The sequence below is a fragment of the Chitinophaga sp. G7 BAM 1005 genome, assembly GCF_057126945.1.
Genome location: NZ_CP181478.1, coordinates 3,079,457 through 3,104,587, shown reverse-complemented (window position 1 = coordinate 3,104,587; position 25,131 = coordinate 3,079,457). Strand labels below are relative to the sequence as shown.

Annotated in this window: 24 protein-coding genes; 9 read left to right on the top strand and 15 right to left on the bottom strand. The window is 47.9% G+C overall.

Annotation, left to right across the window (positions count from 1 at the left end; translation table 11 throughout):
• Positions 1-39: 39 nt before the first annotated feature.
• Positions 40-1,833, bottom strand: a complete 1,794-nt coding sequence (lepA, locus tag ACMXI2_RS12235) for a translation elongation factor 4 (protein WP_483781858.1) — start codon at positions 1,831-1,833, stop codon at positions 40-42.
• A 249-nt stretch (positions 1,834-2,082) separates the two neighbouring features.
• On the opposite strand from lepA, the gene ACMXI2_RS12230 reads away from it, so the two are divergent.
• From ACMXI2_RS12230 to ACMXI2_RS12220, 3 genes are read left to right on the top strand one after another with little or no spacing between them, the layout of a single operon-like run.
• A complete protein-coding gene (locus ACMXI2_RS12230) occupies positions 2,083-2,346 on the top strand; it encodes an acyl-CoA-binding protein (protein ID WP_079471849.1) in 264 nt (87 codons plus the stop codon).
• A gap of 59 nt (positions 2,347-2,405) precedes the next feature.
• Entirely contained in the window at positions 2,406-3,644 is a 1,239-nt protein-coding gene (gene rocD, locus ACMXI2_RS12225) for an ornithine--oxo-acid transaminase (protein ID WP_483781857.1), read from the top strand.
• 11 nt (positions 3,645-3,655) lie between these two features.
• Positions 3,656-4,300 carry a VIT1/CCC1 transporter family protein gene (locus ACMXI2_RS12220; RefSeq protein ID WP_483781856.1) on the top strand — a complete coding sequence of 215 codons (645 nt, stop codon included), beginning with the start codon at positions 3,656-3,658 and terminating at the stop codon, positions 4,298-4,300.
• Between the two features lie 55 nt (positions 4,301-4,355).
• Here ACMXI2_RS12220 and ACMXI2_RS12215 read toward each other — a convergent pair whose 3' ends face one another.
• Both ACMXI2_RS12215 and ACMXI2_RS12210 read right to left on the bottom strand, forming a co-directional pair.
• Complete coding sequence (locus ACMXI2_RS12215) at positions 4,356-4,751, bottom strand: hypothetical protein (RefSeq protein ID WP_079471846.1); 396 nt, start codon at positions 4,749-4,751, stop codon at positions 4,356-4,358.
• 28 nt (positions 4,752-4,779) lie between these two features.
• Complete coding sequence (locus ACMXI2_RS12210; RefSeq protein ID WP_483781855.1) at positions 4,780-6,942, bottom strand: S9 family peptidase; 2,163 nt, start codon at positions 6,940-6,942, stop codon at positions 4,780-4,782.
• A gap of 220 nt (positions 6,943-7,162) precedes the next feature.
• Between ACMXI2_RS12210 and ACMXI2_RS12205 the strand changes: the two genes are divergently transcribed.
• The 3 genes from ACMXI2_RS12205 (at position 7,163) to ACMXI2_RS12195 (ending at position 8,636) form a co-directional block, all read left to right on the top strand.
• Complete coding sequence (locus ACMXI2_RS12205; protein WP_483781854.1) at positions 7,163-7,426, top strand: hypothetical protein; 264 nt, start codon at positions 7,163-7,165, stop codon at positions 7,424-7,426.
• A gap of 256 nt (positions 7,427-7,682) precedes the next feature.
• Complete coding sequence (locus ACMXI2_RS12200; RefSeq protein WP_483781853.1) at positions 7,683-7,946, top strand: trimeric intracellular cation channel family protein; 264 nt, start codon at positions 7,683-7,685, stop codon at positions 7,944-7,946.
• A 42-nt stretch (positions 7,947-7,988) separates the two neighbouring features.
• Positions 7,989-8,636, top strand: a complete 648-nt coding sequence (locus ACMXI2_RS12195) for a MarC family protein (protein ID WP_483781852.1) — start codon at positions 7,989-7,991, stop codon at positions 8,634-8,636.
• A gap of 396 nt (positions 8,637-9,032) precedes the next feature.
• On the opposite strand, the gene ACMXI2_RS12190 is transcribed toward ACMXI2_RS12195, so the two are convergent.
• The 8 genes from ACMXI2_RS12190 to ACMXI2_RS12155 form a co-directional block, all read right to left on the bottom strand.
• Complete coding sequence (locus ACMXI2_RS12190; protein WP_483781851.1) at positions 9,033-10,121, bottom strand: efflux RND transporter periplasmic adaptor subunit; 1,089 nt, start codon at positions 10,119-10,121, stop codon at positions 9,033-9,035.
• A gap of 4 nt (positions 10,122-10,125) precedes the next feature.
• A complete protein-coding gene (locus tag ACMXI2_RS12185; RefSeq protein ID WP_483781850.1) occupies positions 10,126-13,341 on the bottom strand; it encodes an efflux RND transporter permease subunit in 3,216 nt (1,071 codons plus the stop codon).
• A 12-nt stretch (positions 13,342-13,353) separates the two neighbouring features.
• Positions 13,354-14,733 (bottom strand): TolC family protein, encoded by a 1,380-nt coding sequence (locus ACMXI2_RS12180; RefSeq protein ID WP_483781849.1) that lies wholly within the window; start codon positions 14,731-14,733, stop codon positions 13,354-13,356.
• Between the two features lie 66 nt (positions 14,734-14,799).
• Positions 14,800-15,156, bottom strand: coding sequence for a hypothetical protein (locus tag ACMXI2_RS12175; protein ID WP_483781848.1), 357 nt, complete (start codon positions 15,154-15,156; stop codon positions 14,800-14,802).
• A gap of 87 nt (positions 15,157-15,243) precedes the next feature.
• Positions 15,244-16,062, bottom strand: a complete 819-nt coding sequence (locus tag ACMXI2_RS12170; RefSeq protein ID WP_483781847.1) for a DUF6630 family protein — start codon at positions 16,060-16,062, stop codon at positions 15,244-15,246.
• A 156-nt stretch (positions 16,063-16,218) separates the two neighbouring features.
• A complete protein-coding gene (locus ACMXI2_RS12165; protein ID WP_483781846.1) occupies positions 16,219-17,235 on the bottom strand; it encodes an outer membrane beta-barrel protein in 1,017 nt (338 codons plus the stop codon).
• Positions 17,236-17,316: 81 nt separating this feature from the next.
• A complete protein-coding gene (locus ACMXI2_RS12160) occupies positions 17,317-18,504 on the bottom strand; it encodes a hypothetical protein (RefSeq protein ID WP_483781845.1) in 1,188 nt (395 codons plus the stop codon).
• 52 nt (positions 18,505-18,556) lie between these two features.
• A complete protein-coding gene (locus ACMXI2_RS12155; RefSeq protein WP_483781844.1) occupies positions 18,557-18,835 on the bottom strand; it encodes an Rdx family protein in 279 nt (92 codons plus the stop codon).
• A 143-nt stretch (positions 18,836-18,978) separates the two neighbouring features.
• On the opposite strand from ACMXI2_RS12155, the gene ACMXI2_RS12150 reads away from it, so the two are divergent.
• On the top strand, positions 18,979-21,051 hold the full coding sequence (locus ACMXI2_RS12150) for a tetratricopeptide repeat-containing sensor histidine kinase (protein ID WP_483781843.1): 2,073 nt from the start codon (positions 18,979-18,981) through the stop codon (positions 21,049-21,051).
• Here the strand turns inward: ACMXI2_RS12150 and ACMXI2_RS12145 are convergent, their stop codons facing one another.
• Positions 21,052-21,516 (bottom strand): Lrp/AsnC family transcriptional regulator, encoded by a 465-nt coding sequence (locus tag ACMXI2_RS12145; protein WP_111578145.1) that lies wholly within the window; start codon positions 21,514-21,516, stop codon positions 21,052-21,054.
• Positions 21,517-21,682: 166 nt separating this feature from the next.
• Between ACMXI2_RS12145 and ACMXI2_RS12140 the strand changes: the two genes are divergently transcribed.
• A complete protein-coding gene (locus ACMXI2_RS12140; protein ID WP_483781842.1) occupies positions 21,683-22,813 on the top strand; it encodes a histidine decarboxylase in 1,131 nt (376 codons plus the stop codon).
• On the opposite strand, the gene ACMXI2_RS12135 is transcribed toward ACMXI2_RS12140, so the two are convergent.
• From ACMXI2_RS12135 to ACMXI2_RS12125, 3 genes are all read right to left on the bottom strand, one after another.
• Positions 22,810-23,694: a mechanosensitive ion channel family protein gene (locus tag ACMXI2_RS12135; RefSeq protein ID WP_483781841.1), complete on the bottom strand. Its 885-nt coding sequence runs from the start codon at positions 23,692-23,694 to the stop codon at positions 22,810-22,812. The genes ACMXI2_RS12140 and ACMXI2_RS12135 overlap by 4 nt on opposite strands.
• 58 nt (positions 23,695-23,752) lie before the next feature.
• Complete coding sequence (locus ACMXI2_RS12130; RefSeq protein WP_483781840.1) at positions 23,753-24,007, bottom strand: hypothetical protein; 255 nt, start codon at positions 24,005-24,007, stop codon at positions 23,753-23,755.
• Between the two features lie 106 nt (positions 24,008-24,113).
• A complete protein-coding gene (locus ACMXI2_RS12125) occupies positions 24,114-24,533 on the bottom strand; it encodes a DUF6496 domain-containing protein (RefSeq protein ID WP_483781839.1) in 420 nt (139 codons plus the stop codon).
• Between the two features lie 270 nt (positions 24,534-24,803).
• Here ACMXI2_RS12125 and ACMXI2_RS12120 point away from each other — a divergent pair, with 270 nt between their 5' ends.
• Entirely contained in the window at positions 24,804-25,124 is a 321-nt protein-coding gene (locus ACMXI2_RS12120) for a KGG domain-containing protein (RefSeq protein WP_200817321.1), read from the top strand.
• Positions 25,125-25,131: the final 7 nt, after the last annotated feature.

Below are 25,131 nucleotides of genomic sequence, written 5' to 3'. Positions count from 1 at the left end.
CAGTAAAATCAGTCTAATCCTGAGAAAGACAAAATTCGCTTAATCATCCAGTTTGAGTACCGCCAGGAATGCCTCCTGTGGTATTTCCACGTTACCTATCTGGCGCATACGTTTCTTACCTTCTTTTTGTTTCTCCAGTAATTTACGTTTACGGGAGATGTCACCGCCATAACATTTCGCGGTTACGTCTTTACGCATAGCGCTGATATTTTCGCGGGCAACAATCTTTGCGCCGATGGCAGCCTGGATGGCGATGAGGAATTGCTGGCGTGGCAGCAGTTCTTTCAGTTTTTCGGTGAGTTTACGGCCAAACTCCTGTGCGCGGCTTCTGTGGATCAGGGCACTGAGTGCATCCACTTTTTCGTTGTTCAGGAGGATATCCATTTTCACGATATCGCTGTCGCGGAATCCGATCGGCGTATAATCGAAGGAGGCGTATCCGCGTGTCTGACTTTTCAGTTTATCATAAAAGTCGAATACGATTTCCGTCAGAGGTATTTCAAACATCAGTTCCACGCGGGTGGTGGTCAGATAGCTTTGATTCAGGAGATTACCGCGTTTGCCGAGGCACAGGGTCATGATGTTACCGATATATTCGGGTTTGGTGATGATCTGTGCGCGGATGAAAGGTTCCTCGATCCTGTCCAGCTTAGTAGGATCGGGCATTTCGCTCGGGTTATTTACGATGAGTACTCCATCGCGGGTGGTGTGTGCAATGAAGCTTACGTTGGGAACGGTGGTGATAACGGTTTGGTTGAATTCCCTTTCGAGGCGTTCCTGGATGATTTCCATGTGGAGCATGCCGAGGAATCCGCAACGGAAGCCAAAACCCAACGCCTGTGAGGTTTCCAGCTCATAGGTCAGGGAAGCATCGTTCAGCTGCAGTTTGTCCATACATTCACGCAGCTCTTCGAAATCTTCTGTATTTACAGGATAGATACCGGCGAATACCATTGGTTTTACTTCCTGGAATCCGTTGATACCTTCCAGGCAGGGGTTATTTGACAACGTGATGGTGTCTCCTACCTTTACTTCCTTAGCACTTTTGATACCGGTAATAATATACCCTACATCCCCGGTGAACACTTCCTTACGGGGATCGAGGCCCAGTTTCAGGATGCCTACTTCATCTGCAAAATATTCTTCTCCACTGTTAAAGAACCTGATCTTATCTCCTTTTTTGATGGAGCCGTTGAACACGCGGAAATACGCGATGATACCACGGAAGGAATTGAATACGCTATCGAAGATGAGTGCCTGCAATGGCGCGTCGTTACTGCCTTTGGGAGCAGGAATACGGTTTACGATGGCTTCGAGGATATCTTCGATGCCGATACCGGTTTTACCGGAGGCGAGCAGGATATCTTCTCCTTTTACGCCGATGAGTTCAATGATTTGGTCTTTCACTTCCTCGATCATGGCGCCCTGCATATCAATTTTATTGATAACGGGGATGATTTCGAGGTCGTTTTCCAGTGCCAGGTAAAGATTTGAGATAGTTTGCGCCTGGATACCCTGTGCGGCATCTACCAGGAGGAGTGCGCCTTCGCAGGCGGCAAGTGCGCGGGATACTTCGTAGGAGAAGTCCACGTGGCCGGGTGTATCGATCAGGTTAAAGATATATTTTTCACCATTTTTTGCAGTGTAATCCATTTGGATGGCGTGGCTCTTGATGGTGATACCTTTTTCACGTTCAAGATCCATGTCATCCAGCACCTGGGCCTGCATGTCGCGGTCTGAAATAGTATGTGTAAACTCCAGTAATCGGTCTGCCAGGGTACTTTTACCGTGGTCAATATGGGCAATGATACAAAAATTGCGAATATTCTTCATATGATGTTTTGCTGTTCCGTAGCCCTGCTGCAATGTATTGCATCGGACCTTTTCAGCCGGCAAAGGTATTGAAATTAGTTCATTAGTTAATGCGTTTAGTAATTATGTTTTGTTATTTGGTTTTTAAGGAGATAGAAACCATAGCGCGGGCTTTTTTTGATATATTAATATATAAAGCTCAACTTTATAGACATAAGGGAAAAATGAGGGTGTTAACCCGTATTATTAAAAATTCAAAATTCACCGCACATGGAACTAACTAGTCAGTTTGAAGAGGCAGTGGCAGCCAGTAAAACCCTGCCGGAGAAACCGTCCAATGAAATTTTGCTGCAGCTGTATGCCTTGTACAAACAGGGAACAACCGGCGACGTGGATAATGACGGCCCTTCCAACCCATTTGATTTTGTGGCGAAAGCCAAGCATGAAGCGTGGGCGGAGCTGAAAGGTAAAACGAAAGATGCGGCCATGCAGGAATATGTGGACCTGGTAAAGAAGCTGAAAGGAGGCAATTAGCCCGAAGCTGTTAGCTGACGGCTAACAGCTTCTTTCATCTTTTTCCTTACTTTTGAGTTATGGTACCTTCATACACGATAAGCGAAAAATCACAACATTACCTGGCGCTGGAAGAACAGTATGGCGCCCATAATTATCATCCGCTGCCGGTTGTACTGGACCGGGGCGAAGGTGTTTATTTATGGGATGTGGACGGCAAACGTTATTATGATTTTCTATCCGGCTATTCTGCCGTAAACCAGGGGCATTGTCACCCTAAAATTATTGCCACCCTTATAGAGCAGGCAAAAAAGCTGACACTTACATCCCGCGCATTTCACAACGATCTGCTGGGAGAATACGCACAATACATCACCACTTACTTCGGATATGATAAAGTGCTGCCCATGAACACGGGTGTGGAAGCGGTGGAAACAGCGCTGAAGCTTTGCCGCCATTGGGCATATATTGTAAAAGGCGTTCCGAAAGACAAGGCAAAAATCATTGTATGCGCCAATAACTTCCACGGGCGTACGCTGAATGTGATCTCTTTTAGTACGGATCCTTCAGCACGTGATAACTTTGGTCCGTTTACGCCGGGTTATGAAGTAATTCCTTACAACAGCTTAACCGCACTGGAACAGGCTTTACAGGATAAAAATGTAGCCGGTTTCCTGGTGGAACCCATACAGGGGGAAGCCGGTGTGATGGTACCGGATGAAGGATATTTGTCCAAAGCGCGGCAGTATTGCCAGGACGCCAATGTACTGTTCATTGCAGATGAGATCCAGACAGGTTTGGCCCGTACCGGTAAAATGCTGGCATGCGATCATGAAAATGTGCGCCCGGATATACTGATACTTGGAAAGGCATTATCTGCCGGCACCCTGCCGGTGAGCGCCGTACTGGCCGATGATGAGATCATGCTCACCATCAAGCCCGGCGAACATGGCTCCACCTACGGCGGCAACCCGCTCGCCTGCAAAGTGGCCATTGCTTCCCTGCAGGTACTGAAAGATGAAAAGATGGCGGAAAACGCCGCGGAAATGGGCCTGTTGCTCCGCAACGGCCTGAAGGAACTTCATTCGCCATACATCACCACCATCCGTGGTAAAGGACTGCTGAACGCCATCGTTATCGAACATAAAGACCCGGAAGCCGCCTGGGACCTTTGTCTTACTTTAAAAGAAAACGGCCTGCTGGCCAAGCCTACACACGGTGATAAAATACGGTTTGCACCTCCCCTGTCTATCAATGCCGGACAGATCAGCGATTGTGTGCAAATCATTAAAAGAAGCCTGGAGCAGGCTTTCAGTTAGTGAACCTTTGTATGACTACAACCCATAAAGCCATCCGTAGTTCCGGATGGAAGACAGATTTCTTAATCGGGTTCCCCGATGGGCTTTTCCTGCTGTTCTTTGCTACGCAGGTGATACAGGTATTTCCCATTGAGATCCAGACCTTTTACACCATCCACCTGTGTGCGTGGATCATCGGCGCGATGCTGGTGATGATCAGTGCGTTCCAGGCCAATAAAGGCGACCTGCAGCACGACAACGCCCTGTTGTCGGACCAGGAACGAACCAAGTTGCAACGCCTGGATATCACCCCACGGATGATTGCGCATATAGAACAGGAAATGGAGAAGGATGCCCATTCATGGGAGCTGATACTGGAACATGAAAAAGTAAAGGAATCTGCGTTTAGCCGTTCCCGTGCTATCAAGAGTGCGTTGATGACGGGGTTTTTCTTTTTGCTTGGCGGTATCCTTTCGCTGGGACCTTATCTCTCCAATGAAAATTTCGCGGCTGCCTCACAAACCAGTATCCTGCTGGTTTTCCTGGGGCTCACCGTCTTTAGTTTTATCAAGGCGAAGGTAACTGCGCAACGTCCACTCCCGGTAATTTTACGGTATTGGCTGATGGGAGCCGGTATCCTTGCAGGCGCATGGATCTTACATAAAACCATCTTCTGAAAATAAAAAAGCGGCATCCGGAAATTACCCGGATGCCGCTTTTGCTATTCGTTCCTTATTTACTGCTTTTTGGCGAGCGTGTAAACAACACGCAGGCAAAAGCCACCAGCGCACCGGCGAAAGACAGGTACAGACCGGGTTGCGACTGCGGGCAATCGCCCATTTCACATCTTGAATACAACAACATATTCCTGAAAGTCCAGGCCAGCAGGAACCCTACAATAAAGAGGTTCACCCTGGACACCCACTTATTCTTCACCAGGAATATTCCAATGGCCAGTACAGAAAGGATAATACATAACCGGCCGGGCTCCCCGTAATTGGAACCTGTTCCGTTTACGCCTGTAAATACCAGGTGCCTGCCTTCCACGTCTACCACCGACCACGGCAAAAAAGCGCATACAATCACCAGCAACACTGCCAGTATTCCAATAATAGCTGTCCTGGACATACTTTTCAATTTAGGGAGGCAAAGGTACTTATTTTGCGCCCGGTTCACAATGCGAACGCAAATAATTAGTATATAAAGTAGACAGGTGCTCGAAAGTTCCTTGTCCTTCAGAGATACTGTGCGTGCGGTTAGGATAAGCCATAAACTGGAACTGCTTGTTATACCTGATCAGTTCATTCAGCAGCATTTCCGCATTCTGATAGTGTACGTTATCATCGCCGGTGCCGTGGATGTACAGCAGGTTGCCCTGGAGATTTTTTGCATAAGTGATAGGCGAACCTTTTACAAAGTCGTCCCGGTTTTCTTCGGGCAGGCCCATATAGCGTTCCTGGTAAATGTTATCATAAGTAAGCTGGTTGCCTACTGCCGCAATAGCGATTCCTGTTTTATAAATTTCCGGATACTGGAACAGGAGGTTCAGCGTCATAGAGCCACCGCCGCTCCAGCCCCATACAGCGGTGCGTTGCGGATCAAGAAAAGTATATTTCTGCAATAACGCTTTAGTGCCCATTGCCTGGTCGCGTGCATTGATCAATCCAACTTTGCGGTACACGCATTTACGCCAGCTGCGGCCTTTCGGCAACGGGGTGCCCCTGTTGTCCATTGACACGTATACATATCCATCGGCGGCCATGTCGCCATCATAGAGAAAGTTGCGGCCTGCGCCGATGGCGTCCAGTGTAGTAGCGCCAGCGGGTTCGCCGTATACATAAAATACCACGGGGTATTTTTTTGCGGGATTAAAATTGGCAGGTTTGCTCATCCAGCCGCTCATGGTAACACCATCAACAGTAGTGATGCTGAAAAACTCCGGTTTGTTGGGCGCTGCGGCGCCTTTGGAGATGGCATTCAATACTGTATTGCCATTGCTTTTATGCGCCGGCAGCTGGAGGTATTCGCTCACTGGATAAGTATAGGCGTTGCTGAAGTCGTGGATAGCCCAGATCCCGTAAGGCGAAATTTTATATTCATGGGAGCCGGGTTCGTTGGCCGGCGTGATGCGTTCCGCCTTGCCGCCGTTTAACGGCACCCTGTAAAGATACTGCTGGGTGGGATTATCCGGTGAGGCGAGGAAATAGATGGTATTAGTGGCTTCATCAATTTTTGCAATGCTGATCACATCATAGTTACCGGGTGTGAGTAAGGTAGCTTTACCATCTTCTGTAGAAATATTATAAAGATGACGCCAGCCATCCTGTTCACTTACCCAGATAAAGGATTTGCTGTTGCGGATAAAGTCCCATCCGGCGATGTTGTCATCATCCCAGCGCGACTTTACATCGATCCAGGCGCTGTCTTTTTCCTGGTAAATAGAGCGAACGTTTCCATTAGCTGCATTGCAGAGCATTACTTTGCTTTCATTTTGTTTGCGGTTCAGCTGCTGGATGATAAGGGTATTTTTACCGGGTACCCATTCCATACGGGGAATATAGTGTTGTTGCTGATCGCCGGGAACCTGCATCCAGGTTGTTTTAGCAGTTTGTATATCTGCCACGCCGATGCGGCAGGCGGAAGGGCTCTCCCCTGCTTTCGGGTATTCCACCGGAACCGTAAAGGAGTATATAGAGTCGGTATTGTCTATCATGAGGAAGTCGCGGATCTTTGTCGCATCAATCTGCCAGTAGGCGATGCGCTTACTGTCGGGGCTCCAGCGGAAGCCGTCGCGGCAGCCGAATTCTTCTTCATAGGCCCAGTCGAATGTGCCATTGATAAAACGGCGGGTGCCATCGGTGGTGATAGGAGTAATGACGCCGGTGGAGAGGTCTTCCACGAAAATGTTATGCCCGCTTACATAGGCCGCTTTGGCGCCATCCGGTGATAATTTAGCGAACATAAGGGAAGACGCGGGTTTATCTTTCCCGAGCTGCAACAGCTTTCCGCTGGCAATGTCCAGTAACCAGTAATCGCCGCGGGTTTCGTAGCGCCATACTTTTTTTGAGTTGGTATAAAGCAGTACTTTTTTTTCATCTCCCGAAAAATAAAAATCCTTTATGGCAAGGCTATGATAGCTGGCTGCGGGAATTTTAACGGAAGAAGGTTCACCGGATAGCGGGAAAGATTCGATCCCGGCCGGGGTGGCTTTAAAATAAGATTTGCCGTCGGGGCTCCACCGGATGCCCTTCCCGGGCTGCGCCTGTGCGGGTAAATAATACAGCGCAATAAAAACAATGAGTAGCGTAAGTTTCTTCATTATGTAAGAATAATTTGCAATGGTAGCCAAATTATAATAGAAAAAAAATGAACAATATAGGGATGGTAGCGTTAACTGGATAAAAAATCACCCTTTCGTATTAAAAAAACAATTTCTTTTTACCTATTTTTATGTCAGAATTAATAATTAGATAATGAAAACCAGCCGGTTAACCATATTTTAACCGGTAATCCTAAATCCTGCAGAAAAACCATCAGTTATGTTACAGATTACCTTATCTTATAAAAACCGTGAATACCGGCATTTTGAAGATTCCCCCCTTGCACAGATTGCCGAAAACACCCGGAAATTACTTTGTGCTTTACTGGAAGACATTTATGACCTTGTTTCGAAGGAAACGGGCCGTTTCCTGATCTACCTGGATCATCATCCGAAAATTGAAGTGGAAGGATTCAGTCATGGCCTGCGTAACCAGATAGAGCGTACGCTTCGTGGTGAATCTGCCTATGAGGATGATTATTAAGCAGCACTGATTAGTTGCTTCTCTCCTGTTATAGTCATATAAAGTATCCTTACCTTAGTTCATAAATAAGACAAGGAGAATGCAGCTTACCTTCATCGAGGCTCACCAACAGTGCTATTATTGTGGCCGCCATTATTGCCGCACTATTTTTTTCCTATGTAAAAAAACTCACCCGTTTACTCAGCACTTTTGATGCGATAGGGCTGGGACTCTTTACTATTACCGGAATCAACAAAGGACTGGCAGCGGGCTTCCCATGCCTATATGTGTGGCGCTGGGCGTAATTACCGGTACTTTCGGCGGGCTGCTGCGCGATGTTATCACCGGGGAGCAGCCCATTCTTTTTACCCGTGAAATATATGCAGCCGCGTCCATAGCCGGCGGCATCCTGTACCTGGTTGCCGGGCACTTTACCGGTATTTCCGGAGATATCGCCCAGGGTATAGCCGTTACCGTTATAGTGAGCATCCGGCTGATAAGTCTGCGTCATAACTGGCAACTACCCCGGTTACGTTCCTAGCGGGGATATTTGCTGATAAATAAAATTTATTATATTGCTGATATGATGGCATTATTTGATAATTATATCGCGTTTGCGACTACAGTATTCATGGGATTACTGGCAATTGTAAATCCTGTTTCAGCCATCCCTGTTTTCATGGAGCTGACATCCAATATGGATAAAAAAGCGAAGCGAAACATTGCCACCAAATCTGTGATCATTGCCTTTTGTATTATTCTTGTATTCAGTGTGGCGGGCAAACTCATTTTTCATGTTTTTGGCATCACGCTGGCCGCACTGCGGGTTACCGGCGGTATCCTTGTTTTTGTGATTGGTTATGAAATGGTACGCGGAGAAAAGGAGAATAAAAATGAGAATCCAAAACTCGGTACACAACCGGTGAAGGCCGACCACGGGATCAGCGTAGCCATTACCCCGCTGGCGATGCCGCTGCTGGCGGGCCCCGGCGCTATTACTACTTCTATGAGCTATTCAGCTGCCAAAGATCTCTCACATCTCGCAATTGTAATAGGCATTTATGCATTTATATGTTATATCACCTATCTCCTCTTTATTGCAGGTGAACGCATTGTAAAAATTATCGGCACCAATGTAATGATGGTGATCACAAAAATGATGGGACTTATCCTGGCCGTTATCGGCGTTCAGATGTTTGCCCTCGGCATCCGCGAACTTTTTAATTTTTAAAATAATTTTTCAGAGAACAATTTTAAATTGTTTCGTGTTATTATTTCAGATGCGCATTAAAAGGATTATTTAGGGGAAAAACAAAAAGGAAAAAATATTTAAGAAGATAGCAGCCATCATCCGCATAGCGTTAGCCCGCTATGACTGTCATTACGCATCATACAAAAAATCCAAAACCATTTTATCCTATTGAAACTCTTCACGTAAAAAGCGTAAGGGAATCTTATTGCCTTCTTTAAAAACTTTTTTTAGTTGAACAACAGGTAAATCCGTTATTGATTACTAGGTGGATGTTATTTGTTCTCTTTTTTTAATAAGAACATAAGAAAATCAATATAGACGGAACAGTTAGCAGAAAAGCCGTCCCGATTCTTCGGGACGGCACTTTTTTTTGCGTTACGGAATCATGATACCTTCTTTAACTTCATCTGTTGCAGGCGCAATCACACGTTCATCTGCCTGCAGGCGGCCGAACACTTCCGTGGAATCATTGTGGTGATTACCTTCTTCTATATCAATCCATTTTGTATGATGATTTCTTACGGCGATAACATACTTTCTTTCCGTAGACATCACGATGGCGCTGGCGGGCACCAGCAGCGCCTGTGCCGAGCCTTTCAGCGGCAGCATTACTTCCGTATACATTCCTGCTTTGAGTAACCGTTTCGCATTCTGTACATCTATTTCTACAGCTTCAGAGCGGTATTTATCATTCAGCGTACCTGCCTGCCGGGCGATGGTACCCTGGAAGTGCTCGCCGGGAATGGCGTTTACCTCAAATGTAATCCCCGATTGTTCTGATAGCTGGGCGCTGTATATTTCGGGCACCTCCAGCATCAGCCTTAGCTTATCTTCCTGCTCCAGCATCAACATGGGCTTATCATCTACTTTGGTATCCGGCCCTACCAGCGCGCCGGGGTGAATATTGCGTTCCGTGATCACACCATCGAAGGGCGCCGTAACGGTTAAGTAACCGCGGTTCACTTCCTGTGCGCGGAAATTGGCCTGTTCGCTGTTCATTAATGCGCTGTCGGCCAGCATACGGGCTTTGGCCAGCTCCAGGTCGTGCGGGGAAATGGTGCCTGGTTCTTCGCTGGTGGCCACGGTGCGTTCGTAGTTATCTTTGCTGGAGGCGAACATGGCCGCTGCCTGCAGGTATTTGGATTGTGCGGCGAAGTAATGCTGGGTTACTTCCGGCGCTTCCAGCACCAGCAGTACCTGTCCTTTTCTCACTTTGGAGCCGCGGTCTACCGAAATGCTTTTCACAAAACCATTGATCCTCGGGTAGATGCTTACTTTCTGGAAAGCAGCCAACGTACCAGGCAGGCGGATACTCCCTGCCAGCGGCCGTTGTACCACCGTTGCGAGGGTATAATGACGTTCGTCCTTACTTGTTTTCTTTTTATCGGTCATGGCGGCTGAATTACAGGCGGCCATGACAACGATCATACTTACAGTGAACAGATAATATTTATAGTGCTTCATCTTGTTAGATTTTATTTTGAATATTGCCGTTGTCGGGCATTAAGGAAGGCGACTGGTAGCCTGTTTTACGCTGCACCAGCGCATATACCTGCGGTAATATGAGCAGGGCTGCGAGTGTGGAAGCTATCAGTCCGCCGATTACGGCGCGGCCCAGCGGCGCCGTCTGATCACCTGCTTCCCCCAGGCCGCTGGCCATTGGGATCATCCCTGCAATCATGGCCAGGCTGGTCATAAGGATGGGGCGTAATCTTACGCCGGCGCTCACGACGGCTGCTTTCCGGGCATCGCGGTATTCCACCCTGAGCTTTTCCGCATTGGTAACAATCAGGATGGCATTGGCCACCGACACACCGGTAGACATGATCATGCCCATATAAGACTGCAGGTTTAGCGTGGCCCCGGTGAGCAACAATGCGATCAGTGCGCCGGCGATCACCGCCGGGATGGTAGTAAGTACCACCAGTGATAATTTAAACGACTGGTAGTTGGCCGCCAGCAACAGGAAAATAACGGCTACTGCTATCATCAGCCCGTTCTGCAGGCTGTTCAGCGTTTCCACGAGGAGACTGGATGCGCCTTTCAGTTCTGTGATTAATCCCTTCGGCGGCGTACCGGTTTCCCGGATTGCCTGCTGTACCGCCGCGGTGGCGGCGCCAAGATCTTTACCGGAAATATTGGCACTAACGGTAACGAACCTACGCGGACCGGAACGGTCGTATTCCCCCGGCATTTCCGTTTGGGTAAAAGTGGCCACATCTGCCAGTACGGGCCGCGGCTGGCCTTGCACCAGCGGGATCTCTTTCAGATCATTTAATGCTGTCATGTTATACTCCGGCACCTGTACCTGCACCTGGTAGGTATAGGCTACCTTTTCATCGAGCCATTGATTTTTTTCAGTAAAGCGGCTGGAGGAGGTGGATGCGGTAACAGAGCGGGCTACCTGGTAAATATTTAACCCCATCTGCGCCAGTTTAAGGCGATCGATGTGAATGCTGATCACCGGGAAATGTAGTGGCTGCGCAATCTGTACATCCCGCAGGAATGGAATGTCGTGGAGCTTATTCACCAGTTGTTGTGCATAGGTGGAGATCTGTTGCATATTCTTCCCTGCCACCCTTACTTCTATGGGTGTGGCGGCTCCCTGGCTCATAATTTTTTCCGTGAGATCTATCGGCTCAAAAGACAATCGCATCTCCGGTATTTTCGCCGTGATGTTCTTCCGGAGCTGATCTTTCAGTGTTTCAATATTTACTTTGTAGTTTTCCTCCAGGTTCACCTGCAACACAGCTTCATGGGTGCCGCTGTTAAAAATATAAAGGTTACTGGTGCCATAGCTGCTGGGAATTAATCCCACATAAGCCGAGCTGATGGCCACATGCCCCTCCACGGTGCTGTCCACTACCGACAGCACCTCATGCAGTGCGGTTTCTGTGCGTTCCAGGCGTGTGCCATCGGGCATGCGTAAACGAAGCTGGAACTGCCCTGCGTTGATGTGGGGCATGAGGTCCTTTCCTATCCATACATAACAGCCACCTGCCAGCAGCAGCGAGCCTATGATATAAACGGTAACGACTACACGCGATTTATTCATGCCGCTTTCAAGGACCTGCATGAAGCCTGATTTGAAACGTTCGAAGCCTGTCGCTTTTTCCGGATGCTGCGCGGCGTGTTGCAGGTGCTCATTCACTTCTTTTACTTCTTCCGCATCCAGTGCCATAACGGCGTGCGCATGATGCTGGTATTTATCTGCCTTTAGCCACCAGTTGGCTATAACCGGCACCAGTGTTTGCGCCGCGAAATAGGAAGCTACCATCGCAAAACCGATTGACAGTGACAGTGGCAGGAACATGGCGCGTGGTACGCCCGTCATGATAAATGACGGCGCAAATACCGCCAGGATACAAAGCAGGATGAGCAACAGCGGGAATGCAATTTCCTCGCACGCATCATAAATCGCCTGCCGCTTGGATTTCCCCATTTCCAGGTGCTGGTGGATGTTTTCAATAGTCACCGTGGCCTGGTCCACCAGGATGCCAATGGCCAGTGCGAGGCCGCTCAGCGTCATGATGTTAATGGTTTGCCCGGCTAATTTAAGCCCCATTACCGCGCATAACACCGCCACCGGTATCGTAACTACCACCACCAGGCAGCTGCGCAGGTCCCGCAGGAACAGCAGTACCATCAGGCCCGTGAGCAATGCTCCCAGAGCGCCCTCTGTGATCAGGCTTTTCACGGCATTGATCACAAATACCGACTGGTCAAATTCGTACGATACGTTTACATCGTCCGGCAGCAGGCTTTGCATTTCCGGGATTTTGGATTTCAGTGTTTTCACCACGTCCCAGGTGGAGGCGTCGGCTGTTTTTACTACGGGGATGTACACCGAGCGTTTACCGTTGACCAGTGCATAATCCACCGTTACATCCGTGGCGTCGGCCACGCGGGCTACATCGCGTACAAACACATTGTTGTTGCCATTGGTAACGATGGGAATATCGCCAAAGCCCGCCACTTCCTTTTCGAGGGAGTTGATGGTGGTCACGAACATCGTATTATTGATACGGATATTGCCGGAGGGCGTCATCACATTATTTTTTGCGACGGCCTCCACTACTTCATCGGCGCTGAGGTTGAAGCTGCGCAGCTTTTGCGGATCAACATTTATGACCACCGACCGGGAGTTGGCGCCGAAGGGCGGTGGCGCGGATAGGCCGGGTACCGAAGCAAACATAGGCCGGATGCGGGTAGCGGCCAGGTCGTAAATTTCCTTCAGCGACTTTTTCGGGCTGCTGAACACCAGCTCGCCTACCGGAAGGGATGATGCGTCGAAACGCATTACCTGCGGCGGAAGGGCTCCGGGCGGAAAAAATTTCATGGCGCGGTTTACCTGTAATGCCACCTGGGCGGAAGCTTCCGCCATATCTGTATTTTCATAAAAGGTGAGTTTTAATAACGTTAACCCCTGTATGTTTTTGGTGGAAATACTTTTTACACCATTTACATACAGGAACTGATCCTGCAGCCGGGTGGCAAAGAAGCCTTCCATCTGTTGAGGCGACATTCCCCCGTATGGCTCTATCACATAGATAGTGGGCAGGTTTAATTTCGGAAAGATGTCGATGGGTATATTGAAGATAGACAGCAAAGAAAAAAGCAGCAGTCCGCCGGTGATCACCACCACCGCAATGGGCTTCTTCAGTGCCGAAGATACAAATGACATAATGAATAGCGTTTAGTTCAGATCAGGTAAAAGTTGTGAAATAGTGTTGCCCGCATAAGCGGCACGGAACAGCGCTTTCCAGGCGGCATCGCGGGTTTGTACCAGGTCTGTTTCAGCGCGGTTCAACACAAACAAAGCGGTGGTGACATCAATAATATTGGTGAGTCCTCCTTTATACAACGCCATTTTCTGCCTTGCAGCAGCACGGGCAGCCGCCAGTTGCAAAGGCAATTCCTTCAGTTTATCACGCGATGTTTGTATATCCGACTGCGCCTGTTGCAATAAGCCGCTGAGCGTGGTGCGGGTAGTGGCCAGTTGTTGCGCGGCTACTTCCGAGCGGTATTGCTGTACGGCTACTTTTTCATGTGTACGTTTCAGGTCCGTAAGATTGTAAGTGATCCCCAGTCCGAGTAAATAGTTGTACCTGCTGTATCCCAGGCCGCTCCACAGGTTTTTATCATATACATCATTGAATGATCCGCTGGAACCGCGCATCCATCCAGTTGCCATCAGGTTTACTTTTGGCAGCCGTGATTTGCGGATCACATCTGCGGCGGCGCGTTGTTGCTGGTATACGGCATTATAGTACGCCAGCATAGGATGGGCCGCCAGGCTGTCCGGCGCTTCGCTGTCCAGCAGTACCGGCAAGCGTTTGTTATTAACGGTATCGGGCTGTATCTGTGCAGTATCAAGACCCGTAAAAACGCCCAGCTGGATGCGCACCTGGTTGTAGTTGTTTTTTATATCCAACAGGGTGAGTCTTGCTTTCGACAACTCCGCGGCTGCTACGGCGCTGTCCACCCCTGGTTTGAGGCCATGCAGCACGGTAGCCGTTACCGCCTTTAACACTTCTGCATTACGTTGGATATTGTCTGTGGCTATTTGCTGCAATTCGTATAGCCGGAGCAGTTCCAGGTAGTTTTGAATAACGGATACAGTGAGCTGGTTAGCGGTATTGTTCAGATCTGTTTGCTGTACTTTCAGCGACTGGGCCGCTTCTCTCTGTTCACTGCCATAGGCGCCGAAGTTGTAAATCTCCCATTGCATGGCTGCCATTGCGATGTTGCCACTCATTAGGGCGCTGTTATTTTCTGCGCGGATACCACCTGATGTGGAAGGGATCATGCCCAATGTGAAGTAAGATCCATAAATGCTGTTGTCTGTACCGGCATCTACCTGGTCGTGCAGTTTTATGGCCGGATACCAATTGTGTTTAATATCTGTAAGACTGGCCTGTCCGGCGTTTACCTGGGCCTGTTTGGCCTTAATAGCGGGGTAATGCGCGAGGGTAAGCGTAATAGCCCGCTGCAGCGAAAAGCTATCCGCTGCAGATTGTGCGAACAAAGAAGTGAAGGGGACAATACATAGCAACCACCAACACCTCTTCTTCACGATCCTATGTAAGTTCATAAATCGCTAAAAAAGAAAATGAAATAAATAAAATGATAAAACGGGTTATCAGGCGGCAGGTGGGCCTCTCCAGCTTCTTAGCGGCGTGGGTACGCTGAGGTAAGGATTGAAATAATATCCTTTGAGGATTTTGTCTACATAAATAAACCGGGTAGTAACCGCCGACAATAAAAGCGGGCAAACCTTTTCGTGGCCGTAGCTGTCGTTGATACCAACGGGGCGGCGTTTGAACCGGTTAATGGTAGCGCGGAACCGGGGCGCTTTCTCTACCGCTTTAAATGTGCTGCCGGTGGCTGCGTGGATATTATCCGTGCCTTTTAACTGTATCTTCCCGGCCAGCCCCTGCACCTGTGGCAGGAACATCACCGCGATTAATACAAAAAATAAATGCCGGAATAATTTCATGTGGTATACTGTAATGAATTTACTAAGGTATTTAAAAGTACCAGCTTTGGTAGCCCGTTTGTGTTTTTTTAACCTGATTTTAATATACTAGAAAAAACAGATCAGACAGAGTTCTTCCATTTTCAGGAGGGCGTTGGCAAGGCGGAAGTCCTGCATATTAAGACAGGTGAAGGATTGATATTCATCCAGGCAGGTACCGGCTGCAACTATTTTCAGCTCATGTTCATCCAGCTGATCATTTACAAAGTCCAGCACGCCTTTGGCGAAATCCTCCGCACCGATGATGGCTTCAAAGTCGGCCGCATCCGGCGCATTCAGCGTAATACCGGCCTGCCGCAAAGGGGTAAGTTCATTCAGCGCATCAATGCCGCTTTCCGCAAATTGCTGCCATTCAAATTCCACCACGTTGCCGGTGGCTGATAATGCCGTGTATAATTCTTCCCAGATGGCGGTGGCATTTGGCAGCACGATATCCGGCAAATGGCTGATCTGCTCTTCGGCATCGTCTTCATTAAAGATATCGAGATATAGCTGTACCAGTGGTTCACGGGCATTGGAAAGACCGTGCAGGTTTTCCAGCATCTTTAGTTCCTGCATGAGGGCAGCCCAGCGGAGCAACAGCTCTTCTTCATCTTCCTCATTCATCTCATCCGGGATAAGCACTGCTTTGTCGTGCAACTTATAATTATCCAGCCTGTTTTTCCGGATGTGCAATCCTGGCGTACCAAAAGAAAGCTCATAGGAAGCACAATTCAGGAAGGCAGTACCAATAAGTACCTTATCCATGAATATTTCATGTACCACGCTTTCTTTGGTATCTATGTGCGAGTAGCCACTCTTCTTTCCATAGGTTTGTGTTAACCAGTTAAAATCTTCGCGTGAAATAGCAGGCATCTGTTCTGGCATAAAAATTAGTCGGTGAAAGACAAAAGTAGTTAAATTACGTACGGGATGTACCCGTAGTATGAATCAATAAAGAAAAATACCGGATGAATTTACTGCAACCGGTGCATAAAAAAGGGAAGGTTTTTAGCCTTCCCTATCTTACCTGTTTGTTTATTGTCACAACCGGAATTTCAATCCCGCATTCAATCCCAATCCCCCGATATTGATATAGGATTTCAGGTCATTGGCCGGTTTATTATCATCTTTATAAATTACTTTGGTGCCCTGCTGGTTTACCGGCGTATTGGAGCTCTGATCCAGCGTGGTTACGTATTTTGTATTCTTTTCCGCTACCGACAAATCGTTAATAGTACGGCCTGGCAGGGATTGCATTACCGCACCGGTGGTACCGTTGATGAGGGTATTGGTTTCATTGTATTCAGTGATCTCCTTTTCTTTGCTGCGCACCGGTACATTTTTGTATTCTGTTTCCACGAAAACGTCAAAGCGCGGCGATACCGTAAAGGATACACCGAATGCTCCCTGGAAGCCGACGGTAGGGTTAGGCTTAATTTCTTCTTTCCTGTTGATACTGGTAACTACCTGCGTACCGGTGGGGATGCCGGCAGGACTGGACACCTGGGTGGCATCTGTTTCAATATACAGTCGGCCCCATAATGGTATTATTACCCCGAAACGCACATATGGATTTACTTTTTCGAAACCCGGACTTACCACGAGACTCGGTGCAAAATCTATTGCGTTTACATATCCGTGCGATTCCACATGTCCCAATTCCCTGCCGGAACCGGCGAGGGTGGTGCGCTGACGGGTCATCAGGTTTTTCTTGCTGTGGAAATAATTAAAGGTTCCTTCTACCGCAAAATATTTGTTGATATTGTAGCCAACGGAAAGCCCTCCCCTGAAACCTTCTCCGTAGGAGCCAGTGAGTACCTTACGGCTGATAGTGTCCACGCCGGAGGCCGGGTTAAACTCTGTGTGCAGATCCTGCGGAGGATATGGGCCAACATTCGGGAACTGCCCCGGGGATACGCTGAAGAAATAACCACCGGTAACTTTCAGATAAAATTTTGAGCGTGAAGAAGATTGGGTGCTGGAATTGTCCTGGGCCTGTGTGCTGTGGGTAACAATCAAAAGCATGGCGACTGCCCCTAGCAGGAATAGATTTTTCATATGCAACGGTTTTGGAGTACGATATTTAATCTATTGAAAGTTAACAAATTATTACCACATAACCAGCACCGGAAGCATTAACTAGAATGCTTCCGCCAGAGACAGATACAATCCTTTTTGCCTGGATTCGCCGCTACGTATCTCTCCAACGGCATAGTCTATACGAATAGTGAGCCTTGCATTTTCGTCGTAGAAGTAACGGATTCCGGCGCCATAGCTTGGTTTAAATCCGCCGAAACGGAAATCATGATTGGCGAATACGGCACCGGTACCTGCAAATGCAGCCAGTGCAAATTTTGGTTTGATATCTACAAACCAGATATGAATGCGCATTTTAGGATCGATGAGATAGCGGTATTCCGCCTGCCCGGCCAGGTAGTTCTGGTTGCGGTACCTGCCGGTGTAATAGCCACGCATGATCAGGTCGTTCCCCATTTCAGGCAGCAGGTAAAAGGGCAGCTCATTGCCCTGGAGACTATTGAAGATGCCATTAAAGCCCAGTGTACTTTTGCGGGAGATGGACAGGAAATGTGTACCCTGTGCTTCTATTTTAAAGAGCGGATGTTTGCTTAAAAAAGAAGGCGCGTATGCCAGGTTGAGTTTCAGCCAGGAGCCGTGGCGGGCATAGTTTTCATTATCGCGGTTATCGAAGATACCCGTGAGCCCGAGAAAGGTAACATATCCGCCTTCTTTGTCGGTAAGCGGCATGGTGGTATAAATGCCTTTATCGTCGCCGCTGCTGTAAGTGTCGTGCTGGTATAATATGGAAGCGCCTGCGTAAAAGTGTCCGCCAATACGCCGTTCTCCTTCCACCTGTACTTTATAGCGGCTGTTGTTTACCAGCGACCGGTTATCGTAGTGGGTAGTATCGCCTATGCCGAAGAAATAGAGCGGGTAGTTATGATACCGGAGATTACTTTTAAAATGCCAGGTATTGCTGCGGGTCCAGATATTTGCTTTCAGGTCTATCTTAAACTGGCTCTCCGTGGTAACCGCGGGGATCAGGTTGAGGGTGGAGTTCCGGGTAGCCCTGTCGGGATTCTTATTATCTGTATAAAAAGAATACAACATGGCGGCGCCGATTTCCAGTCCTTTTTCCTGGGAGTAGCCCAGCACCGGCAACGGAAAGAAGCTCCGCTTACGTAACCATACGCTGTCGTATAGCCCTTCCCGTAAAGAAGAAGGGGTTGTTGTAGTGCTATCCTGCTGAGCCTTTGCGCCTATTGCTAATAAAAGTGATAAAGCCGTGATATGGAGGTATTTACGCATAGGCTGCAAATGTAAAGATTTTAGCGGAGGATCACCAAAGGCGGGCCCTCTGCTACGGACGATCCGAATGCCCCAGGCTCTTTTCAGGATTCACGTGATCCCGTACCAGCTGCTTCAGGAATTTGATTTCCGGGAAATGCCCGCTTTCCTTGCGGTCGAAGATCTTTTCTTCACCGAGCCAGATAATATAGGAGCCGCCAATTTCACTGGGACGAAGGGTAACGCCTCCCAGCTCATCTGTAAAAGTAGTGAGGAGTTCCTGGGCCATGTAGGCAGCCCGGAGCAGCCAGCCGCATTTCGGGCAATATTCTATGGTAATGAGCGGTTTCATGGTTATTAAACTTTGCGGAAAGATACAACCCTAATTGATTTATAGGGTCATAACACTAAATTCATCGCCCCGTTCCTCACTTTTTTCTCAAACTTACTTTGAATCGTGGCACATTATCTTTAATTTCAACCAATATTAATAAAGTGGACCGTCCCCGAATCGCTCCACCCTTGTCACTGCCAACACTATTAAATATGCTGCCGGCTAGTCCTTTGAAGAAGTGCGTTTTAATCCCATTATACCTGATTTTGCTGTCGCCTGCGGTAACAGCGCAACAGTTTATCAACGACAGCCTGCTGGCAGTACTGCATTCCCATTCACAAAACGATACCACCCGGGTGAACCTGCTGAACCAGGTGTCCAGGACGTATTTCACTATAGACGCCCCTACTGCAGCAAAGTATGGCGCCGAAGCGCTCCGGTTGAGCGACAGTCTTCATTATACCAAAGGAAAAATATGGGCCTGGCGCAACCTTGCCCTCGTGGAAAATACCAAAGGGCACCTGGATCAACAGATGCAGCTGACCCTCAATGCCCTGAAACTGGCGGAAGTACTGGGCGATTCTTATACCCTGGGCGTACTGAATAACGATGTGGGGAATATTTTCACAGAACTGAACACCCCGCGGGACGCGCTCATTTATCTTAAAAAGGCCCTGGCCATCAAGCTGAAAAGAAACGAAAAAACAGAGATTGCCAAGACCCTGAATAATATTGGCTCCGCTTATATCTCCCTGAAAATACCAGATTCCGCCATGCTGTTCCTGGAAAAGGCCGAAAAAATAAAACTGGAGCTGCATGATCAGCGCGGACTGGCCTATACCTATGAAAACATGGGTATTGTTGCCATGCTCCGGCACCGGTATAATGATGCGCTGCGCTACCACCAGCTCTCCAACACCTATTACCAGGATGCCGGCAATTTACCCGGTGCGGTGAAATCGAGCCTGAATCTCGCTGAAATACAAACCATGCAGGGCGATCTGAAAGGCGCAGCCAAAAACCTGGAAAAAGCGAAGCTGTTAAATGATACGCTGGGCAATGTGAAAAATGAGATGATCTATTACAAGATCCGTTATGAGCTGGATTCTGCCCGTAAAGACTATGCCTCCGCCTTTGAGAGCTACAAGGAATTCAGTAACCGGAACATCGACTTTTTCAACGCCGAAAAAGGCCGGCTGATATCCCGCTCCCAGGAAAAATACGAATCTGAAAAAAAGCAACGCGAAAATATTTTGCTGAAGAAGGAACAACACATGCACCTCGCTACCATACAGCAACAGCGGGTGCTGGTACTGTCGGCTGCGGCACTTTTCCTGGCGCTGCTACTGATTACCGTAATGGTGTACCGCCTTTATAAAAGGCAACAGGAGCTGTATCTCGAACTGAATAACAAGAACCGGGAAGTATCCATGCAGAACCGCATTATCCTGGAACAAAATGCCACACTGGAAAACCTCAACCAGGTAAAGGATAAAATATTCTCGGTTATCTCTCACGACCTGCGTTCACCACTGGCCATCCTGGAAGGATTACTCTTTTTGTTGAAAGATGAAAAAATAGATGCGGCGCAGTTCCGCATCTATACCGATGAATTATGGAGGGATGTAAAAAACACGGCTTACATGATGGACAATATGCTGCAATGGGCCAGCAACCAGATGAAAGGTATTGGTGTGAAAGCGGATGATTTTGATGTGACCTTGTTATTAAACCGCGAATTTGAGCTGTTGCAAACCCTGGCGCGGCAGAAAGAAGTGAAGCTGTCGCACGAACTGAATGAATGCATTATGGTATACGCAGACCCTGATATGATCAGGCTGGTAATGCGTAACCTGATCAATAACGCGATTAAATTCACCCCTTCCGGCGGTGAAGTACTGATTACCGCCACACATGATAATGAACAGGCGGAAATCACGGTAAAAGACAATGGTACCGGTATTCCCGTGGAAAACCAGCACCGTATTTTCTCCAACATCTACTACTCTACTACCGGTACGCAGAATGAAAAGGGCTGCGGACTGGGGCTGCATCTTTCAAAAGACTTTGTAGAACGCAACCACGGGCAGATCTGGTTTAACAGTATGCCTGGCAGCGGAAGCAGTTTCTCCTTTACCATCCCTTTGTCTGAAGAACCGGAACCTACCCCCCGCGCCTATACGGTGGTGTTGCAGGACCATCCGCTGGGCGGCGTAAGTGTGCTGAGGCGATAACTATCCCAGCCGGAAAGCTGTGGTGTGCTTAATTTCCGTCATTACGAAAGAGCTGTGTACCTGCCCGATATTTTCAATGGCCGCCAGTTTATTGGTTAAAAAATGCTGGTAGCTGCGCATATCGTTTACCACTACCTTCAAGAGATAATCGTAGGTACCGGCCACATGATAACACTCCATCACTTCTTCCATTTTTGCGATAGCGGTTTCAAATTTCTTTATCAGCGGCTGTGAATGCAGCTGCAGCGATACATTACAGTAGGCTGCCAGCGTTTTGCCGGCTTTATCGCCATGCAGCAGGGTTACATAGCTTTTGATCACCCCGCTTTTCTCTATTTTCTTCAGCCGTTCATAGGTGGGTGTAACGGACAGCCCTATACGATGCGCAATTTCTTTGGTGTTCAGGCGGGCATCTGCCTGGAGTGCCTCCAGTATTTTCCGGTCTGTTTTATCCAGTGTATCCATAGTAGTTATATTTTTCTTTAAAAAGATGTCCTGCGGTTGCCGGGTAGTGCTATTTATCTTCCAAAAACTTAAAAGTAGTATATATTTTCTAATCATATCAATATACCAGTTCAATCAGATTATCAATACTTATTTTTACAGCATCATACACCTGTAAAATACGATTATGAAAGAGTACCGGCTGGCTGCGGCAGATGCCGCGGCGCTGAATGAACTGTTAGCGCAGGTACAAACACGTACCAGGGATTTCCTGGGATATCCTGTATCCAAAGATTTTGATTATAGTCCCCTCCTGCCTTTTTTACAATATCCGTTAAATAACCTCGGTGATCCTTTTGTACCCGCCACTTATGCAGTGGGATCCAGGGAGATGGAGAAATACGTTGTTTCCTTCTTTGCCGGCCTTTTCCGTGCACCGGAAGACGACTGGTGGGGATATGTTACCAACGGCGGCTCCGAGGGCAATTTATATGGCCTGTATCTCGCGCGGGAGTTGTATCCCAAAGGGATGGTTTATTATTCCGAAGCTACTCATTACAGTGTGCAAAAGAACCTGCATCTGCTCAATATGCCGGGGATTATTATCCGCACATTGCCCAATGGCGAAATAGATTACGACGACCTGGAAAATACGATCCGTATGAACAGGCATCTGCCGGTGATCATGCTGGCCAACATTGGTACTACCATGACGGAGGCGCGGGATGATGTAAAAAGGATCAAGGGCATTTTGAAGAACCTGGCGATACGTCATCACTATATCCATGCAGATGGGGCGCTGTCAGGCAGCTACAGCGCTTTCCTGGAACCGCGGCCCGCTTTTGATTTTGCGGACGGGGCAGATAGTATTGCCATCAGCGGGCATAAATTTATTGGCGCCCCCAGCCCCTGCGGCGTGGTGATTGCAAGAAAATCCAACCGCGACCGGATTGCCCGGTCGGTGGCGTATATCGGGAGTATGGACACCACCATTACCGGCTCAAGAAACGGCCATAGTCCATTGTTCCTGTGGTATGCACTGAAAAGCCTGGGTGTGGAAGGTATGCGGGAAAGGGCCAGGCACAGCTTAACAGTAGCTGCGTATGCAGTGGAACACCTTAACGAAAACGGCATTCCGGCATGGCGCAATCCCGATGCTATTACGGTGGTGTTTCCGGATCCTCCCGGAAGCATCCGCCGGAAGTGGCAACTGGCTTCAGAAAACGGTTGTTCGCATATCATTTGCATGCCTAACGTAAGTAAGGCGCAGGTAGATGAATTTGTGGACAGCTTCGTAGGCGCGATGGCGTTGGTTTAATTTACACCCTCTGCAATGGCCATGATCTCGGTGTTGAGCGCCCGTCTGATGAGGCGTTCCGTTTCCCTGTTGGTTTGCGGCATCAGCAACTGTACTTTAAACTGTACAAAATCTTTCTTGATCTCGATTGTTTTCAGCGAGAAACTTTCCGGGGTATAGCTGCGGGAATAGGCGTCTATCGAGCGTTGCAGCCGGTCTTCCAGTCCGCGGATCGTGAATGGATGTTTATGATCCAGTTCAAATTCAATAGTCAGTTTCCGGATATTTTGTTTGGACTGGTTCAGTACAGTCGAAGTAAACACTACCGAATTAGGAATAATAACAATATCATCGTCATCGTTCTGCAATACCAGGTTAATGAGGGTAATATCCATCACCCTGCCTTTGACTTCACCGATCCGTATGTGATCGCCGAGCGACAACTGATCAGAAAACATAATGATAAGGCCATTGATCATATTGGTGATATAATCTTTCGTAAGCAGGGCGATAGCTGCTGCCACAATAGTGATGCTGGTTACAAGCTTCAGGAGGTCTACACCAAAAAAAATGGTGATGGCCAATATGAGAAAAAGTGTATTTAAAACGGAAGAGATGCGGTTGATGCCGAGGATAAAATTATCCTTTTCGATAGGCCGTTGCCTGTTGCGGCGGCGGGTATACCACGAGAGGATCACCAGCCAGGCCAGGGAGATGAGGAGATTGGCGCCCAGGAAAAAAGAGAGCGCGTTGGTGAGCTTAAACAGCCATGTAAATTTATCATATACGGCAGGGTGTTCAAGGTTAAAATAAACAATGCCCAGATATATCAGCAGTTTTACGAGAAATATAACCCTTTCCCTGCGATTAGCGTTCTTATAGGTTTTATCGGTTACCATCATAGCAATTCATACTCGCTTTGCTGCGAAGGTACAACCGTAGTGGTGAAGCAACAAAGCCTTATTTCATTTTATCCAGAATATCTTCCCAGATAATGCGGGCAATCTGTTCGGTTTCTACCGTGCGGATGCTTCCCTCCAGGGTATCTTCGTGATCAGCAGTAAAAGCCGTACTATGGGGTTCAAATTCATCGAGCACATGTGCGCTCACATCAGGAATCACTTGAAATGCTGTTTCCAGAGCGCCCTTGTCGATCGTAATAATCAACCCATAGGGCTTCCCTCTGATGATCACAGTAATGCTGTGTTTTTCCATACCTGAAACGCTGCAAGCGATATACCATAAAAAAAGACCGGCGCTATCCAGTCACCGGTCCTTTTGTATATATTGAACGGATAAAACGTTCACGGAAGCCCGTTATTCATGCAGTTGTGGTCGATTTTTTACGGGCGGCTGACTTTCTCTCAGGCGCTGCTTTTTTTGCGGTAGCTTTTCTGGGCGTTGTTTTTTTAGCAGCCGTTTTTCTTCCGGCAGATTTCTTAGCCGCGGCTTTTCCGGGAGCGGCTCTTTTAGCGGTTGTTTTTTTAGCGGGAGATTTTTTCGCTGCTGCTTTCTTTGGCGCTGTTTTTTTTGCAGTGGATTTCCTGGTAGTGGATTTTCCCGCCGCCGGCTTTTCAGGCACCTTTGCGCCCTCTTCGCGGGCTTCAGACAAACCTATAGCGATAGCTTGCTTAGGATTCGTAACCTTTTTATTGCTTCTTCCGCTTTTCAGTTTTCCTTCATGCATTTCGTGCATACTTTTCTTCACTTTATTCTGTGATTCTTTTGAATATTTTGCCATAACAAAAAAATTTAGATGGGTTAAGAAAGAAATAACGCTGATGCAAAAACAAAATATAAGCCACAGAAAATGAGGGAGTTCCTGTTTAAAAACTGTAGAATGGACAATAAAAGTGTGTGGAAAATTCTATGGATTGTGGAATGTATTGCCCCATTTCATACCCCCATGAGCCTGAAGTCCGCTACCAGAGCGGCTGATCCGTGATGGCACATATCTTGTTCCGGGTTAGCGTAAATGTTTAACTACTATCATTAAAAAAACCTCAGGATTATGGAAGACATCAGATATCAAACTGCCATGCCGGTTAATCATGTTTCGGAAAAAAACTCCGATCAAAAGAGTAAACACAGTAAACGCGGATTTGCTTCTATGGACCCTGAACAGCAACGTGCTATTTCTAGAGAAGGTGGAAAAGCTGCGCACCAGCAAGGTGTTGCCCACAAATTCACTTCTGAGGAAGCCCGTGCTGCAGGCAAAAAAGGCGGTGAAGCCGTTAGCAGAAACCGCGAACACATGGCCGCTATTGGCCGTAAAGGTGGAACCAACCGCGGAAAAAAGAAAAGCAGCGTTGAAAGTGATAATCAGCAATAACCCGATC